Annotated in this window: 13 protein-coding genes and 1 pseudogene; 8 read left to right on the forward strand and 6 right to left on the reverse strand. The window is 67.5% G+C overall.

Features of this window, described 5'->3' with window-relative positions; all coding sequences use genetic code 11:
• Positions 1–2: 2 nt before the first annotated feature.
• From OG558_RS24430 to OG558_RS24440, 3 genes are read left to right on the forward strand one after another with little or no spacing between them, the layout of a single operon-like run.
• Positions 3–1739, forward strand: a complete 1737-nt coding sequence (locus OG558_RS24430) for a V-type ATP synthase subunit A (RefSeq protein ID WP_405065094.1) — start codon at positions 3–5, stop codon at positions 1737–1739.
• Positions 1736–3160, forward strand: coding sequence for a V-type ATP synthase subunit B (locus tag OG558_RS24435; RefSeq protein ID WP_405065095.1), 1425 nt, complete (start codon positions 1736–1738; stop codon positions 3158–3160). Before OG558_RS24430 ends, OG558_RS24435 begins: the two co-directional genes overlap by 4 nt.
• Positions 3160–4194: a TerC/Alx family metal homeostasis membrane protein gene (locus tag OG558_RS24440; RefSeq protein WP_405065096.1), complete on the forward strand. Its 1035-nt coding sequence runs from the start codon at positions 3160–3162 to the stop codon at positions 4192–4194. Before OG558_RS24435 ends, OG558_RS24440 begins: the two co-directional genes overlap by 1 nt.
• A gap of 373 nt (positions 4195–4567) precedes the next feature.
• Here the strand turns inward: OG558_RS24440 and OG558_RS24445 are convergent, their stop codons facing one another.
• From OG558_RS24445 to OG558_RS24470, 6 genes are all read right to left on the reverse strand, one after another.
• A complete protein-coding gene (locus OG558_RS24445; RefSeq protein WP_405065098.1) occupies positions 4568–5647 on the reverse strand; it encodes an ABC transporter ATP-binding protein in 1080 nt (359 codons plus the stop codon).
• Positions 5648–5722: 75 nt separating this feature from the next.
• On the reverse strand, positions 5723–6745 hold the full coding sequence (locus OG558_RS24450; protein ID WP_405065099.1) for a slipin family protein: 1023 nt from the start codon (positions 6743–6745) through the stop codon (positions 5723–5725).
• 234 nt (positions 6746–6979) lie between these two features.
• Complete coding sequence (locus OG558_RS24455; RefSeq protein ID WP_405065100.1) at positions 6980–7411, reverse strand: hypothetical protein; 432 nt, start codon at positions 7409–7411, stop codon at positions 6980–6982.
• Between the two features lie 272 nt (positions 7412–7683).
• Positions 7684–8628 carry an NAD-dependent epimerase/dehydratase family protein gene (locus tag OG558_RS24460; protein ID WP_405065101.1) on the reverse strand — a complete coding sequence of 315 codons (945 nt, stop codon included), beginning with the start codon at positions 8626–8628 and terminating at the stop codon, positions 7684–7686.
• Positions 8629–8670: 42 nt separating this feature from the next.
• Positions 8671–11424, reverse strand: a complete 2754-nt coding sequence (gene aceE, locus OG558_RS24465) for a pyruvate dehydrogenase (acetyl-transferring), homodimeric type (RefSeq protein WP_405065102.1) — start codon at positions 11422–11424, stop codon at positions 8671–8673.
• On the reverse strand, positions 11421–12410 hold the full coding sequence (locus tag OG558_RS24470) for a universal stress protein (RefSeq protein ID WP_405065103.1): 990 nt from the start codon (positions 12408–12410) through the stop codon (positions 11421–11423). The genes aceE and OG558_RS24470 overlap by 4 nt, the downstream gene beginning before the upstream one ends.
• A 179-nt stretch (positions 12411–12589) precedes the next feature.
• Between OG558_RS24470 and OG558_RS24475 the strand changes: the two genes are divergently transcribed.
• The 5 genes and pseudogenes from OG558_RS24475 to OG558_RS24495 form a co-directional block, all read left to right on the forward strand.
• A complete protein-coding gene (locus OG558_RS24475; protein ID WP_405065104.1) occupies positions 12590–13834 on the forward strand; it encodes a PucR family transcriptional regulator in 1245 nt (414 codons plus the stop codon).
• Between the two features lie 195 nt (positions 13835–14029).
• On the forward strand, positions 14030–14782 hold the full coding sequence (locus OG558_RS24480) for a hypothetical protein (protein ID WP_405065105.1): 753 nt from the start codon (positions 14030–14032) through the stop codon (positions 14780–14782).
• 53 nt (positions 14783–14835) lie between these two features.
• Positions 14836–15084, forward strand: coding sequence for a hypothetical protein (locus OG558_RS24485; RefSeq protein ID WP_405065106.1), 249 nt, complete (start codon positions 14836–14838; stop codon positions 15082–15084).
• Positions 15085–15109: 25 nt separating this feature from the next.
• Positions 15110–16042, forward strand: a complete 933-nt coding sequence (locus tag OG558_RS24490) for an NAD-dependent epimerase/dehydratase family protein (RefSeq protein WP_405065107.1) — start codon at positions 15110–15112, stop codon at positions 16040–16042.
• A 279-nt stretch (positions 16043–16321) separates the two neighbouring features.
• A pseudogene (locus tag OG558_RS24495) lies at positions 16322–16540 on the forward strand (helix-turn-helix transcriptional regulator); the annotation flags it as partial.
• Positions 16541–16665: the final 125 nt, after the last annotated feature.

A 16665-nucleotide genomic window follows, 5' to 3' on the forward strand; every position in this document is an offset into this window, starting at 1 on the left:
AGGTGACGACCGACAGCGGCCGGGTTGTCAAGATCTCCGGCCCGGTGATCAGTGCCGCCGACTTGCCCCATACCCGTCTGTTCGACGTGGTGCGGGTCGGCGCAGAGCGGCTGTTGGGTGAGGTGATCAAGATCGACGGCGACGTGGTGGTGATGCAGGTCTTCGAGGACACCACCGGCCTCCAGGTCGGCGAACCGGTCGAGGCAACCGGCGAACCCCTGTACGCCGAACTCGGCCCCGGACTTCTCGGCGGCATCCTCGACGGCACCCAGCGTCCGCTGAGCAACCTGAGCACCGACGGCAATCTCTACATCGCCAGAGGCGCGGACCCGCCCCGCCTGGACCGCGACCACCGGTGGGATTTTCGGCCCGCCGTCGAGGTCGGGGACCGGGTCGGACCCGGTGACCTGCTCGGATCGGTCCCGGAGGGCCGCGCCATCGAGCGCCGGATCCTTGTGCCGACAGGCATCACCGGGGTGGTGACGGCAGTCCGCCCCGGGCCAGCCAGCATCCTTGATCCCGTCGTCGACATCGACGGGCACCCGGTGGCGATGCTGCGGCGGTGGCCGTTGCGCCGGGCCCGCCCGGTCGCGAACCGGCTGCCGCTCACCGTGCCACTGATCACCGGCCAGCGGGTCCTCGACCTGCTCTTCCCGGTCGCCCGCGGCGGCAGCGCCATCATCCCCGGCGGCTTCGGGACCGGCAAAACCGTACTGGAACAGGCGCTGGCGAAGTTCTCGACCGCAGACATCGTCGTTTACGTCGGCTGCGGCGAACGCGGCAACGAACTGACCGAGGTGCTCGAGGAGTTCCCCGAACTGACCGATCCTCGCACCGGCGCCCCGCTGATGGAACGCACCGTGCTGATCGCGAACACGTCCAACATGCCGGTCGCGGCCCGGGAGGCCAGCATCTACAGCGGGATCACGATCGCGGAGTACTACCGGGACCAGGGCTACGACGTCGCCATGATGGCCGACTCGACCAGTCGCTGGGGCGAGGCGCTGCGTGAGGTGTCGAGTCGGCTGGAGGAGATGCCCGCAGAGGACGGCTACCCCGCCTACCTGGCCACGCGACTCGCCGGCTTCTACGAACGGGCCGGCGCGGTCCAGTGCCTCGGCACGCCGGAACGCACCGGGTCGGTGACGGTCGTCGGCGCCGTATCGCCGGCCGGCGGCGACTTCTCCGAGCCCATCACCCAGAACAGCCTGCGGCTCGCGGGCTGCTTCTGGGCGCTCGACACCGCGCTGTCCCGGCAACGTCATTTCCCTGCCGTGAACTGGCTGCGCAGCTTCTCGCAGTACGGCTTGGACGAATGGTTCGACCGGGAGATCGGCTCGGACTGGTCGCCGCTGCGCCGCTGGGCGGCGACAGCGCTGCAAGACGAGGGCGCCTTGCAGGAGGTCGTGTCGCTGCTCGGCGTCGAAGCGCTGGCCGCCGAGCAACGGATCACTCTGCGCATCGGGCAGGCGTTGCGCGAAGACCTGCTCCAGCAGTCCTCGTTCGATGACCTCGACGCCTCATGTCCACCACAACGGATGTTGGCCATGCTGCGCGTCATCCACGAGGCCGGCGCTGCCATGAGCTCAGCGCACCAGCGGGGCGTTGCCATCACCGCGATCACCTCCGCGAGCGTGCTTGCCGATCTCGGCCGGATGCGCCGCTGGCCCATCGACAACGTCGACGACTCCGCAACCCTCCTCATCCAGCGGATAGCTGAAGAAATGAGTTCGCTGTGACCACCACCCAAGCCCAAACCCAAGCCCTCTTCACCGTCGGGCACCGCACCGTGACCCGGGTCGCCGGGCCACTCATCATCGTGGACGGGATGGACGGCGTCGGGTACGGCGAACTGGTCGAGGTCGAAACCGGCGACGGCCCGGTCCGCGAAGGCCAGGTACTCGAGCTCGACGGGTCAACGGCGATCGTCCAGGTCTTCGGCGGAACCGTCGGCATCGGACGCCGCGAAACCTCCGTACTCACCCGCGGGCGCGCCGCCCGGACCGGTGTGGGCACCGACTACTTCGGGCGAATCCTCGACGGAGCCGGCAGACCACGCGACGGCGGCCCGCAACCCGTCCCGGACGACTACCGCCACGTCAACGGACTGCCACTCAACCCGATCACCCGCGCCCACCCCGACCAGTTCATCGAAACCGGGGTCTCGGCGATCGACGGACTCATCACCCTCGTCCGGGGACAGAAGCTCCCGATCTTCTCCGGCGCCGGGCTGCCCGCGAACAGCCTCGCCGCCCGAATCGCGGCCCAGGCACGCGTGCCCGACGATGACACCGAGGTCGTCGTCATCTTCGCGGCGATGGGCGTCACTCGCCGGGAGGCGGAGTTCTTCCGCGCGGAGTTCCTCACCGGGGGCGCCGCCGCCCGCAGCGTCCTGCTGCTGAACCTGGCCGACGATCCCACCATCGAGCGGCTGCTGACACCGCGGGTCGCGCTCACCATGGCCGAATACCTGGCGTTCGAACAGCACCGGCACGTCCTGGTCGTGATGACCGACATGACCGCCTACTGCGAAGCGCTGCGCGAGATCTCCGCCGCCCGTGAGGAGATGCCGGGCCGCCGCGGGTACCCCGGCTACATGTACACCGATCTGGCCTCACTGTACGAACGGGCCGGCAGGATCCGCGGCGGCGCCGGATCGCTCACCCAGCTGATGATCCTCTCGATGCCCGACGACGACATCACCCACCCGATCCCCGACCTCACCGGCTACATCACAGAAGGTCAGATCGTGCTGTCGCGTGACCTCGACCGGCAAGGCATCCAGCCGCCGATCGACGTACTGCCGTCGCTGTCCCGGCTGATGAACGCGGGCATCGGCGCCGGCAAGACCCGCGACGACCACCGCGGCCTGGCCGACCAGCTGTACGCCTGCTATGCGCGCGGCCGCGAGGTCCGCCGGCTGATGTCGATCGTCGGCGAAAGCGGCCTGCCCGCAGAGGACCGCCGCTACCTGGCCTTCGCCGCAGCCTTCGAACGCACCTACCTGGATCAAGGACCAGATCGACGAACCCTGACCGACACTCTCGACCTGGGTTGGCAACTACTGTCGCCGTTCCCGGGCGGCGAACTCAAACGCGTCAGCGCCGAACAGTTGGCGCGCTACCACCACGAGGCGACCGTGACGGCGACCGATGCTTGATGGATGTTTCGCCCCTTGCCTGGGCGCTGACGATCCTCGGGATCCTTGCCCTGCTGCTCTTCGACTTCTTCTTCCACGTACGCACCGCTCACACCCCGACCCTCGGCGAGGCAGCAATCTGGTCAGCCATCTACGTGGGCATCGCCATCCTGTACGGCGTCGGCGTCTGGCTCCTGGGCGGCGCGGCGCTGGGCAGCGAATACTTCGCCGGCTACATCACGGAGAAGGCCTTGTCGGTCGACAACCTCTTCGTGTTCCTCATCATCATGGCCAGCTTCAAGGTCCCGCGGGCCGACCAGCAGAAGGCGCTGCTGTTCGGCATCGTCTTCTCCCTCCTCGCGCGCACCGCCTTCATTTTCCTCGGCGCCGCGCTCGTCAACTCCTACGCCTTCGTGTTCTACATCTTCGGACTGATCCTGCTCGTCACCGCCGGCCAAATGCTCAGACCCGGGACCGCGAAGGGCCGCTCGGCGAACAACATCATCGTCCGCCTCGCCAAGAGGTTCCTGCGCACCTCTGAGACCTACGACAGCGACAGACTGCTCACCGTCGACCGGGGCCGCCGCGTGATGACGCCGATGCTGCTCGTCATGGTGGCCATCGGTGGAACCGACGTCCTTTTCGCGCTGGACTCCATCCCGGCGATCTTCGGCCTCACCCGGAGCGTGTTCATCGTGTTCACCGCCACCGCGTTCTCCCTGCTGGGGCTGCGGCAGTTGTACTTCCTCATCGACGGTCTATTGGACCGTCTCATCTACCTGTCATACGGCCTCGCCGCGATCCTGGCTTTCATCGGGGTCAAGCTCATCCTGCACGCGTTGCACGAGAACAACCTCCCGTTCGTCAACGACGCGCAGCCTCTCCAGGTCCCCGAAATCGGCACAGGCGTTTCGTTGAGTGTGATCGCCGGCGTCCTGATCATCACCGTCATCTCTTCGCTGGCCGGCGTCAGGCTCCACGCCGCGCGGGCCGAGGGCCACGCCGGCGGATCTCGCGGGAACGGGTCGAAGACCGACCCCGCCGGCCGCGACTGACACCCAACAAGACCGCGGAGGACGACCTTCATCGGAGGGCCGCACCAGCAGTCACCACGAACCAGCGCAGCAGGCTGCGTCGAAGCCTCGAGTTGCTTGCCTTGCCGCCCCCGAGCCCCGCACCAGGTACCGACACGCCAGCATCCACCAACCGCAGCAGACCAGGGCACTCCTTCGAATACGACACTGTCCTCACAACTTCTCACGTCGAGGTGTTGCGAGGACCGCGGCAGCCCGCGCTGCCGGGGCCGCTTCTGATACGGCGCTCCGCTGCCGATCGGCGTGCTGTTGGCGAACCTGCCCGTAGCTCACCGGGGGTGGCCGGACATACAATCCACGGCGGACCCGGGTCCGCCGGCGGAGTACGAAGCGGTCAGGCGGTGAGGCGCAGCCCGGTGGAGGTCGAGAAGAGGTGCAGCTTGTCGGGCAGCGGGGCGAGGTGCACGATGGCGCCCGTCTCGCTGTGCATCCGGGTGCCGATCCGGGCGATGATCTGCTGGTTCAGGCTGGAGTGCTCCGCGATGCCATACAGGAACGCGTCCGAGCCGAGCTCCTCGATCACCCCGACCTTCACCGCCAACCCTTCATCCGCGAGATGGAACGCCTCCGGCCGGATGCCCAGCACCAGCGTCTTATCGTTACCGGCCTTCGCCAGCAGGTTCCGCTCGATCGGCACCACATAGTCGCCGATCTTCGCCCCGCTGCCAGTGATCTCCGCCTCGATCAGGTTCATCGCCGGCGACCCCATGAAGCCCGCGACGAACACGTTCTTCGGCCGGTCGTACAGGCCCAGCGGCGTGTCGACCTGCTGCAGCCGGCCGTCCTTCAGCACGGCGACACGGTCGCCCATCGTCATCGCCTCGATCTGGTCGTGGGTCACGTAGACCGTGGTGACGTCCAAGCGGTGCTGGAGTTCGGCGATCTGGGTGCGGGTCTGCACGCGGAGCTTGGCGTCGAGGTTCGACAGCGGCTCGTCCATCAGGAAGACCTGCGGGTTACGCACGATCGCGCGGCCCATCGCGACACGCTGACGCTGACCACCGGACAGCGCCTTCGGCTTGCGATCGAGGTACTCCTCGATGCCGAGCAGCTTGGCCGCCTCGGTGACGCGCTTGGTTCGCTCGTCCTTGGGCAGGCTTTGCATCTTGAGGGCGAAGCCCATGTTGTCCGCGACCGTCATGTGCGGGTAGAGCGCGTAGTTCTGGAACACCATCGCGATGTCCCGCTCCTTCGGCGGAAAGTTGGTGACGTCGCGGTCGCCGATGTAGATCTTGCCCTCATTGACCTCTTCGAGGCCAGCGAGCATCCGCAGCGAGGTGGACTTGCCACAACCCGACGGGCCGACGAGGACCATGAACTCGCCGTCGGCGATGTCCAGATCCAGCCCGTCGACGGCGGGAGTGTCGGAGCCCGGATACACCCGGGTGGCTCCCTTGAACGAGACCGTTGCCATGTCGCGCTTCCTTTCCTTCACCGGCACATACGTGCCGGACGATCTGGCCTCCCACCGCCGACTGACCTTGCGTCCTCACGGCTGCCATGCCGGGTCGGCGCAACCGGCGTGGAGTCCGCCCCACTTCGGTTGTGCCAGCCCGGCCGTTTCGGGGGCCGGCAGTGCCGGTCCTTTGGCCGTCACCGCTGGGGATACCGTCAACGAGTCGAGTGAGATTCCACTGGTTTGCTGGAACTGCTCGATCTCGCGGATCGGGGCAATGTCAGTCGCCGGCGAGCCGTTCCTCGTGGCCGGGGCTGTGGTCGGCGTCGCTTGGTCGGCGCCGGTTGCCTTGGCGGGCTCCGGCGGTGTCGATCGTTCGAGAAACCGGAGCAGCTCGACGGGGAAGGGCAGCACCAGGGTGGAGTTCTTCTCGGCGGCGACTTCGACGACGGTCTGGAGCAGGCGCAGCTGCAGGGCGGCTGGGTGTTGTGTCATCACCTCGGCGGCCTGGCCGAGCTTCTCTGAGGCCTGCAACTCGCCATCGGCGGTGATGATGCGGGCCCGGCGTTCGCGTTCGGCCTCTGCTTGGCGCGACATGGACCGCTTCATGGTCTCGGGCAGCGCGACGTCCTTGATCTCGACCCGCTCGATGTGGACGCCCCAGTCCAGCGCCGGGCTGTCGATCATCAACTCCATTCCTTGGTTGAGGCGTTCGCGGTTGGACAGCAGGTCGTCCAGGTCGCTCTTGCCGATGATCGAGCGCAGGGACGTTTGCGCGACCTGGCCGATGGCCGAGATGTAGTCCTCGACGTCGACGGCCACGCGGACCGGATCGACTACGTTGAAATAGACGACCGCGTCGACGCGAACCGTCACGTTGTCGCGGGTGATGCCGTCCTGTGCGGGGACCGGCATCGTGATGATCTGCATGTTGACCTTCTGCAGCCGGTCCGCGATCGGCACCAGCAAGGCAAGGCCAGGTGGCCGGATCGTCGGGCGTACTCGGCCGAACCGGAACACGACGCCGCGCTCGAACTGCTTGACCACGCGGACGCACGCCGCCGATCCGATCAGGCCGGCGACCAGCGCTGCGAGTAGTAGGTAAAGGATGATCATTTCTTCTCCGTAAGACGTCGCCCGTGGTCTCGTCGATGGCTACTCGACGACCGACGGGCAAAGCTGTCGAGACCTTGTTGCCCCCGCTTTCCTGGAACCGGGGGATCCTGCCACCGAAGGGCAAGGTCAGCGGGGTTTGCTCGCCGGCTGGTTGCCCGGCGCGGGGCGTCGGCCAGCTGGTCGGTGGACGGCTCCTTCAATGCGAAGGGAACATGAACTGTTCGTTTGTTCTCGTCAGGAGCTGTGTCGGGCCGGTGCGTATTTGGTGGCGAGGCGGGCCAGGGCGAGGGCGGCGACGAGGAGGCCGAAGTCGCGCAGGGCGACGTCGTAGAAGCCTGAGAGGGTGAGCAGGTTGACGATGATGCCGGCGAGCCAGGCCGCGACGAGGAGTGCGCCGTAGCGGGGGATCAGGGCGACGGCGATCCCGGCGACGATCTCGATGACGCCGATGATGTACATGGCGTCTTGGCCGGAGCCGGGGACGATGTCGTTGATCCAGGGGGCCAGGTAGCCGGGCCAGTCGGTGAGGAGGTTGGCGAACTTGTCGAGGCCGAACAGGATCGGGGCCACCGTGAAGACGGTTCGCAGGACCAGGAAGGCCTGGTAGGCCGGGTCGGACAGCGTCTCCCGGCTTGGCGTGCGGGCGGTGCGCCCTTCAGTGCTCATAGTCTGCTCCTTCTAGAGCGTCGATGTACTTCTATGCTTGTCTCGCGGCCACGAACTAGCACCGCCCCTGCTCGGCTGACTTAGAGCCCTCTGGCTGCCGATGACCGGCAACACCCGGATCCATCGGAACGTTGGCCTAGGCAACGCTTTCCCGGCGACGCGTGTCAGGGAGCAATCACCGCGCGCGAGGCCGAGATGATCGGGATCTCGAGGCGAGGCACCGCTCGTCTGCGCAGACCAGCAGTCGCCGGTGGGATGGGTTGCCGCTCGGGTCAGGGATGCGCGGGGTGGGTCAATTCGGCCGCGAACCCCTGTCGCCATGAGCTGTAGCGCGGGACCCAGTCGAGAATACGCCGGGCGAGGGTGTTGTCGGCGCCGCGCAATTGGGTCATGAAGGCGACTCCCCAGGCCCCGGCGGCCAATCTGGCAAGAGCTACTGGTACGTGCTTGGGTGGGGGAGCCTCTAGCAGCTCGGCCAGGATGGGCAGCCACTCGCGGACCGGTGCCGGCTCGTCGTCGACGATGTTGAGCGCGCCGTGCACGTGGCTGTGCAGCGCCGCGGCGATGGCCGAGGCGGCGTCGCCGACGTGGGTGAAGGAGAAAGTGCCGCCATCGGAGCCGACGATCGGCATCTTCCCGGCCTGTACCTGACGGACGAATGATCCCTGTCTGCCATAGATCGTGCCGTGGCCGTAGAGCTGTCCCAGACGCAGTACCAGCCCATCTGCCTGCCTGGTGCGCTCTTCAAGCGACCTCAACGAGGCCAGCACCGGGCCGAACTGCCTGGGCGGATCCCGCCATAACGGCGTGACCTCGGTGGCCGGGACCCACGTGTTCGGCTCGTAGATGCAGGCCAGGCCCTGGGTGATGATGCGTTTGGCGCCGGCCTGTTGTGCGGCGTACAGCAGGTTGCGGGTGCCTTCGGTGCGGAGCCGGTTGGTCTGTGCGAAGTCGCGGCTCATCCGGCGCGGGTTGATCTTGGCCGGGATCGCGGTGAGCAGGTGAACCACCGCGTCGGGTGCGGCGTCCTTGACTACGCGGCTCAGCGCTTCGGAGTCCAGTGCGTCGGCCTCGGCGACCACGGCTCCCAGCATCTCGACCTCGACGGCGGCGCCGTACGAGCGGGCTAGCCCGATCACCTCATGGCCCTGGGAGGTGAGCAGTGGCAGCAGCCGGCGGCTGATGACGCCGGTTGCACCAGCTACGAAGACGCGCATGATTCCTCCTCGAGAGCGATCCCGTCTGTGGGCCGCACGGCGTCACTGCGACGTGTCATCGCCGCCGTCCGTCGCGCCTCCGTCCTCCTGCGCAGCCAGATAGGTCATCGTGGCCGACCGAGGTACCGACTCGTCCAGTTCGCCGCAATCGGCCAACTGCTGCAGCGTCCGCACGACGATGGACTGCGCGTCAATTCCGAAGTGGCGGCGCAGCGCGGCGCGGGTGTCGGAGTGGCCGAATCCGTCGGTGCCCAGCGACGTCCAAGGCCTGTGGATGAACGGAGCGATCTGGTCGGGTACCGCCCGCATCCAGTCCGAGACCGCCAGGACCGGGCCCTCGGTTTCCCCCAGCCGCTTCGTGACATAGGAAACTCGGGGAGGCTGGTCGGGGTGAGACTGGTTCCATTCGTCGGCGGCGAGCGCGTCGCGGCGCAACTGCGTCCACGACGTCACCGACCACACGTCGGCCTGCACCCCCCAGTCGGTCTGCAGGAGGCGTTGCGCCTCCATTGCCCAGGGCATCGCGATGCCGGAGGCAAGGATCTGCGCCTTCGGACCGTCGCCGTCCGGGGCGGGGGAGTAGCGGTGCATCCCGGCGAGGATCCCGTCGATGTCGACGCCATCGGGCTCGGCCGGCTGCGGGATCGGCTCGTTGTAGAGGGTGAGGTAGTAGAAGACGTTCTGGTCTTCGCCGGGTCGCGGTTCGCCGTACATGCGCCGGAGTGCGTCGGCGGTGATGTGGCCGAGCTCGAACGCGTAGGCGGCGTCGTACGCGATGCACGCGGGATTGGTCGATGCCAGCAGCAACGAATGACCGTCCTGGTGCTGCAGGCCTTCGCCGTTGAGGGTGGTGCGGCCGGCAGTGGCGCCGAGCAGGAAGCCTCGGGTCATCTGATCCGCAGCCGCCCAGAGCTGATCGCCGGTGCGCTGGAACCCGAACATCGAGTAGAAGATGTACAGCGGGATCATCGGCTCGCCGTGGGTGGCGTACGACGTACCGGCGGCTGTCCAGGACGCGGCAGAGCCGGCCTCGGTGATGCCCTCGTGGAGGAGCACACCGTGGAGGTTCTCCTGATAGCTCAGCATCTGCTCTCTGTCGACCGACAGGTAGTTCTGCCCGTGCGGGGAGTAGATCTTCTTGGACGGAAACAAAGAATCCAGCCCGAAGGTGCGGGCCTCGTCGGGAATGATCGGCACAAACCGGTGTCCCATCTGCGGATCCTTCATCAGGTCCTTGAGCAGCCGGACGAACGCCATCGTGGTGGCGACCTCTTGCCGGCCTGAGCCGCGCCCTGCGACCTCGTATGCCGCCTCACCGGGCAGCGCAAGAGGCGTGCTGCGGACTCTGCGCGAAGGCAGATAGCCTCCCAGGGCGCGCCGCCGCTCATGCAGGTACTCCAGCTCCGATGAGTCCTCCGGCGGCCGGTAGTACGGCGGCTTCACCGCGTCCAGCGCCGAGTCGGGGATCTCCAGGAACAACCGATCCCGGAATCCCCTCAGGTCCTCGATGGTCAGCTTCTTCATCTGGTGGGTGGAGTTGCGGCCCTCGAAATGGGAGCCCAGGGTCCATCCCTTGATGGTCTTGGCCAAGATCACCGTCGGCTGCCCGGTGTGCTCGGTCGCGGCCCGATAGGCGGCGTACAGCTTGCGGTAGTCGTGCCCGCCGCGTTTGAGGTTCCAAATCTCGCTGTCGGACAGGTGCTCGACCATGGCCGCGGTGCGAGGGTCGCGGCCAAAGAAGTGCTCGCGCACGAACGCGCCGGATTCGGCCTTGTAGGTCTGGAAGTCGCCATCGGGTGTGGTGTTCATCAGGTTGAGCAGCGCGCCGTCGGTGTCGGCGGCCAGCAGCGGGTCCCATTCCCGGCCCCAGATCACCTTGATGACGTTCCAGCCGGCACCTCGGAAGTACGACTCCAGCTCCTGGATGATCTTGCCGTTGCCGCGGACCGGGCCGTCGAGGCGCTGCAGGTTGCAGTTGACGACGAAGGTCAGGTTGTCGAGCTCTTCGCGGGCCGCGACACCGATCGCGCCGAGGGACTCCGGCTCGTCCATCTCACCGTCGCCGAGGAACGCCCAGACCCGCTGCCGGCTGGTGTCCTTGAGGCCACGGTTGTGCAGATAGCGGTTGAAGCGGGCCTGATAGATCGCGTTGATCGCGCCCAACCCCATCGACACTGTGGGGAATTCCCAGAAGTCCGGCATCAGCCGCGGGTGCGGGTACGACGGCAAACCGCCGCCCAGTCCGGCGTGAGAGAATTCCTGCCGGAAGCCGTCGAGCTGGTCGCTGGTCAGTCGGCCTTCCAGGAACGCGCGCGCGTAGATGCCCGGCGAGGCGTGTCCTTGGAAGTAGATCTGATCGCCGCCGCCGGGCGCGTCGTGACCGCGGAAGAAGTGGTTGAAGCCGACCTCGAACAGCGCCGCCGCGGAGGCGTAGGTGGAGATGTGCCCACCGACGCCGATGCGGGGCCGCTGCGCCCGGTGCACCATGACCGCGGCGTTCCAGCGGTTGTACGCCCGGATCCGCCGCTCGACGTACTCGTCGCCGGGGAATGTCGGCTCAGCATCGGGTGCGATCGTGTTGAGATAGTCGGTACTGCGCAGATTCGCGACACCGACGCGGCGGTCACGCGCCCGCTGCAGGATGCTGAGCAGCAGGTAACGCGCCCTGTTCTGCCCAGCATGATCGACCACCTGGTCGATCGATTCCAGCCACTCCTGGGTCTCTGATGGATCCAGGTCGAGCAGTTGGCTGTGCAACCCAAGGCTTTCCGGCAAACCTTGCGGCGTCGGTGTCATGACAGCTCCTTCAAGTCCGCGAAGCGATTCGGTGCGGCGATCTGGAGGATGGGCTGCTGCGCAGGCGACTTATCGGTCTTGGTCCGATGGGGGTGGACGACCGCGACCGGGCAGGCGGCGTGGTGCAGCACGGCCTGGCTGACCGATCCCAGCAGCATCCCGGTGAAGCCGCCGCGCCCGCGCGACCCGACCACGATCAGCTCGGCACCGTCGGCTTCATCGAGCAGCGCCTGGACCGGGTGGCTGTGCACGAGTTTGGTCTTCACGTCGATGCCGGGCATGAGGATCCGCTTGCTGTCCATCGCTTCCGCGAACAGTTGCCGGTCGACCTGCTCCACGATGTCCGCAGGGACATGAAGAGACGGATGCTGGCGGGTCGGCATCGCGGCATGCACGGCGGTGATTCCGACACGGCGACGTGCGGCTTCCTGGAACGCGAACCGGATCGCCGCGGCCGAGACTTCGGACCCGTCGACGCCGACCACGACCCGGCCGGCCGGGGAGGCGGGGAACGCGGTGCCGTCTCGGTGCGGGTGGACGACGATCACCGGACATTGGGCGTGCGTGGCCACTGTGGAGCTGACCGAGCCCACCAGCAAGCCACGGAAGCCACCAATGCCCCGGCCGCCGACGACCACCAGTTGTGCGTCTCGCGCCTGGCCCAGCAGCGTCGGAGCGGCGGCGGCGGCAAACAGCTCAGCGGTGACCTTGATGTCGGGAGCGGCCCGGCGCGCCTGGTTCTCCGCCTCGCTGAGGATCCAGCGGGCCGCTGCCCGGAGGCCGTCGTTCATGGGCTTGGTGAGGTTCAGGCCGAATGGGTCTCCGATCATCGGCCAAGTGAAGGTGTGAACGATGTGCAGCGGACAGCGTCTGTACGAGGCCTCGGCGGCCGCCCAGGCAAGCGCGGCTTGCGCGGAAACCGAGCCGTCGACACCGACCAGGACCGGGCGGCGGCCGCGGTTGTCTACAGCAGTTGTCTTCGTCATGGCGCTGCTCCGCTTCCGCTCTAGATGCCCCCGCGGTTTCGACTGTGCCGTTCCAGCGGTGCGACAGGTAGTGCGGCGATCGGCGAACCTGTGACCGGGCTTATGGCCGACGTCCGGCAAGGATGCTCTACTGGGACATGGCCCAGCACCTGCGTCGATCCGGTGTGAGGGGGAGTGGGATGAGCGAGTCCGGGGGGCTGCGGTGGCCGGGTTCCGGCGGCGCGAACAGCGCGGATGAAGCGTGGCTGACGGCGATTGCGCAAGCGGCCGCTGGAGACTCCTCCCAGGCGCCGCTGGAGTTGCTGGTCGAGTACCTCACCCTGCTCGCGGACGCCGCCATCTCGGGGCGACGGCCCCGTGAACACGAATTGGCGATCGTGCGTGAACTCGGGCGTCGCGCTGCCGAGCAGGGCATCCCGGCGGGGCGGGTTGTCGACTTGTACCTGTCCGCGGCGTGGCGGATGTGGCGGGACCTGCCCGATGTCGTGCCGTACCGCGATCGCGACACGGTCCGCGCCTCGGCCCAGGCGGTACTGCGGGCCGTCGGTGAAGCGATCGCCGTCCTCGTGGACAGCTACCAGGTCGCGACCAAGCAGCTGATCAGACAAGAGGAATCGCTGCGCCGCGAACTGGTCGACGACCTGCTGCGCGGCGACCCCGACGTCTCCCGGATCGTCGAGCGGGCCGAACCGTTCGGGCTCGACCTCGGACGGCCCCACCAGGTGGTCCTGGCCCGCCCCGCCGACGGACTCCCCGAGGGCGACACCAGCGCGAACATGCTGGAACTCTTCATACTTGACCGATTCGGAGACCGCGAAGTCCTGGTGGCCACCAAAGAGGGACTCCTCGTGGTGCTGATCCCGGCCACCGCCCCAGCCACGGCCCCACGCACCATCACCCAGGGCGTGGGAACCCTGATCCACGACGCGCTGCTACGGCACCGCTCGGGCCGCGAATGGCGCGTCGCGACGGGCCGGCCCTACCCCGGCTCCTACGGCATCGCCCGCTCCTACGAAGAGGCGCGCGAGGCGCTGATGCTGACCGAGCGGCTGCAACTCGACACACCCGTGGTCGATGCCCGCGACATGCTCGTCTACCGGGTCCTGGTCCGCGACCAGGCCGCCATCGTCGATCTCATTCAGGCCGTGCTCACCCCGTTGACCCAGGCCCGTGGGGGCGCCGACCCATTGTTGCTGACCCTCGAGGCGTACTTCGCGACCGGCGAGGTCGCCACCGACGCCGCGCGCCGCCTGAACGTCTCGGTCCGCACCGTCACCTACCGGCTGACCAAGGTCAAGGAACTCACGGGCCACGACCCGGGCGATCCTACTCAGCGGTTCATCCTGCACATAGCCGTCCTCGGCGCACGACTTCTCGACTGGCCCGCACGCGATCTCCCTCACGGCGCGGACACCCACTCCTAGCCGACCTCGCGCCATGTCCCGCTGAGGCAGCCCATCGTTGCCGGACCCCGGCGATCAGGACCGCCTCAGTTCGCCGATCGGCGCCGTACCTGTCGCGGACCGGCAGCGGCAAAGTCGTAGCTGCACGAACAAGGAGGTTGTCGTGGACCAATCAGCCGTCCCCCGACCCGACGCCACGGTGCAGGAGGACACACCATGAGAGCCTATCGGATCGTTTGGCTGATCTTGTGCGGTGCGCTGGGCGCCCTGGGCGCAGTCATGGCCTTCACCTGGTCACTCTCGACCGTCATTATGCTGCTCGTCCTCGCGGCACTCATGGGCGCAGTCGTCGCCCTGGTCGCTTTGGAGAACCCCGACGGTCCCACCCGGCCTCCGCGGGATCGGCGACGGATAGTGGCCAGCAGCACAGCCCTCACCGCGGGTGGGACACTCTCCTTCGTCGGCCTGGGCACATTACTGGGCGCTCCGACGGCGGTGCTGCTGCTGGCCATCACCATCGGCGGGTCGCCTTACGCGATTCGCTACTGCCATCGCTGGCTCAAGGACCACGGCCACCTGGAAAGCCCGGCACCTCGGCCTGTCCAGCCGGATCGTGCCGACCCCTCGCCAGAGTCCGCGACGGCACCCAGCCTCAGGACCGAACCAGCGCAGAAGTCCAAGCCTCACGTCGCGCCGGCGGCACTGAGCGACGAAGCCCTCTGCCTGGCCTGGCGGACCAGCTTCACGGCTCTGCAAAGGGCCAGTTCGCCGACGCAACGGTTGCAGATCGCCGACGAGCGCCGGGCGTATCTCGACGAGATCGAGCGCCGCACCGCCCACGGCATGGCAGCGTGGCTGGCGTCGGGACCGAGAGCAGCGGGAGACATCACCAGATTCGTCGTGGGCGACAGCGCGGCAGGCCGTGCCCGCATTGACTGGGACGACCTACTCCTCGACACGGACAAGTGAACAACGAACTCGACAGCCCGCCGCTGGCGGGTGCCAGGGAAACCGAGGACAGGATGACCAAACTGGAATACCTCTACGGCTACTGCGGGCAGAGCCCGTGGCGCACCCTCGAGCAGAACGGCATCGCCGCCTTCGAGAAGGCCTATCGCGACGTACTCGCAGACCTGACCGCGGCCGCCGAGACCCCCGGCATCGCCCGCGCGAAAGGTTCCAAGGATGCCTCGCGACGACCCACAGCGCTCGGCGTCGCTGAGCCGGCTCGCCGATGTCACACGCCGTCGGCGCAAGTGTCTGGTTGGTGACGTCTGAATCGGAAAGGTGATGGCAATGCGGGTGTTCGTGGCTGGTGGAACGGGCGTTCTGGGTCGGCGGCTGGTACCGCAGTTGGTGGCTCGTGGGCACCAGGTGACGGCTACGACGACGAGTTCGGCCAAGGCCGGCCTGGTGGAGCAGTTGGGCGCCGAGGCGGTCGTGATGGACGGACTCGACGCGGCGTCGGTCGGAGCGGCGGTGGCCAAAGCCGCGCCGGATGCGATAGTGCACCAGATGACGGCGATCTCGGCCACGCACGCCGGGAAGGCCGACATGAAGCACATGGACCGGTGGTTCGCCGGGACCAACAGGCTGCGGACCGAGGGGACCGACCACCTGCTCGCCGCCGCGGAGGCGGCCGGGGTGACGAACCTCGTCGCGCAGGGCTACGGCGCCTGGAACGGCCTGCGTTCCGGTGCGTTGCTGAAGACCGAGCAGGATCCGATCGACCCGATGACGGGTACGCCGGCCGAGCCCGGGATGGCTGCGCTGCGTCACGTCGAGGACGTGGTGGTGAAGGCGGGTGGCGCCGTACTGCGGTATGGCTGGTTCTACGGGCCGGGCGCGATGGAGGATCTAGTCGAGCCGATCCGCAAGCGGCAGTTCCCGGTGGTCGGGAGTGGTGCGGGTGTCTGCTCGTGGATCCATCTGGACGACGCAGCCAGCGCGACCGTGCTTGCGGTCGAGCAGAAGGCCAAGGGTGTCTTCAACATCGTCGACGACGAACCGGCCGAGGCGAACGACTGGCTGCCCTACCTGGCCGAGTGCGCGGGAGCGAAGAAGCCGATGCGGGTCCCGGTCTGGTTGGCCCGGCCGCTGGCCGGTGCGGTGGCGGTGACGGTGCTGGCCGAGGGTCGCGGTTTCTCCAACGCGAAGGCCAAGCGGGAGCTCGGCTGGGAGTTGCGCTACCCGTCGTGGCGCCTCGGCTTCAAGTCCGAACTGGCCTGAATCTCACGGGGTGTCGATTCCTGGTGGGCTCGATCGACGCAGGGGTGACGAATCACCTCAATCCCCCTGGAAGGACCCCACCATGAGCACCAACAAACTGACGATCCCGGCCACCGCGCGCGTCTCCACCCAAGCCCTGTTGACCGGTGGCGATATCCGGCGCCGCTGTACGTCGTCGTGTGGCTGCCCGGTTTGAGTCTCGCTTCCGCAATGATGTTCGCGACGGAGCTGGACAGGGCGAATTGCTTCCGACGCAGACCTGCTGGCAAAGACCATGCGGTCGCTGCGGTCTGCCGGACCATCAGCGGCTGCGCTTCGACTGTCGGGACAAGACCGGGACGTCGAGCATCCGTACCACCGAGCCGCACCGGCTCGTCCACACCGGGCGTCGTTGGTATCTCGTTGCCTGGGACATCGATCGCGACAACTGGCGCACCTTTCGGGTCGACCGAATGTCTCCGCGCGTACCGGCCGGAACCCGGTTCACGCCGCGCGAGCTGTCCGAGGAGGACGTAGCGCGGCTCACCTCGACCAGCATCTCGACCTCGGTCTATCCCGTGCAGGGGGGCTTCGTCCTGCACGCCCCGGCTCGGCCCCATTGCTACCCGCCTTACCCGAGCCTC

It is taken from the genome of Kribbella sp. NBC_01510 (assembly GCF_045040325.1).
GTDB lineage: Bacteria > Actinomycetota > Actinomycetes > Propionibacteriales > Kribbellaceae > Kribbella.

Coding starts and splice junctions, on each gene's coding strand:
- OG558_RS24445 (WP_405065098.1), bottom strand. CDS start 5,647: ATGGCAACGGTCTCGTTCAAGGGAGCCACCCGGGTGTATCCGGGCTCC.
- OG558_RS24485 (WP_405065106.1), top strand. CDS start 14,836: ATGACCAAACTGGAATACCTCTACGGCTACTGCGGGCAGAGCCCGTGG.
- aceE (WP_405065102.1), bottom strand. CDS start 11,424: ATGACACCGACGCCGCAAGGTTTGCCGGAAAGCCTTGGGTTGCACAGC.
- OG558_RS24470 (WP_405065103.1), bottom strand. CDS start 12,410: ATGACGAAGACAACTGCTGTAGACAACCGCGGCCGCCGCCCGGTCCTG.
- OG558_RS24440 (WP_405065096.1), top strand. CDS start 3,160: ATGGATGTTTCGCCCCTTGCCTGGGCGCTGACGATCCTCGGGATCCTT.
- OG558_RS24450 (WP_405065099.1), bottom strand. CDS start 6,745: ATGATCATCCTTTACCTACTACTCGCAGCGCTGGTCGCCGGCCTGATC.
- OG558_RS24455 (WP_405065100.1), bottom strand. CDS start 7,411: ATGAGCACTGAAGGGCGCACCGCCCGCACGCCAAGCCGGGAGACGCTG.
- OG558_RS24460 (WP_405065101.1), bottom strand. CDS start 8,628: ATGCGCGTCTTCGTAGCTGGTGCAACCGGCGTCATCAGCCGCCGGCTG.
- OG558_RS24475 (WP_405065104.1), top strand. CDS start 12,590: ATGAGCGAGTCCGGGGGGCTGCGGTGGCCGGGTTCCGGCGGCGCGAAC.
- OG558_RS24480 (WP_405065105.1), top strand. CDS start 14,030: ATGAGAGCCTATCGGATCGTTTGGCTGATCTTGTGCGGTGCGCTGGGC.
- OG558_RS24490 (WP_405065107.1), top strand. CDS start 15,110: ATGCGGGTGTTCGTGGCTGGTGGAACGGGCGTTCTGGGTCGGCGGCTG.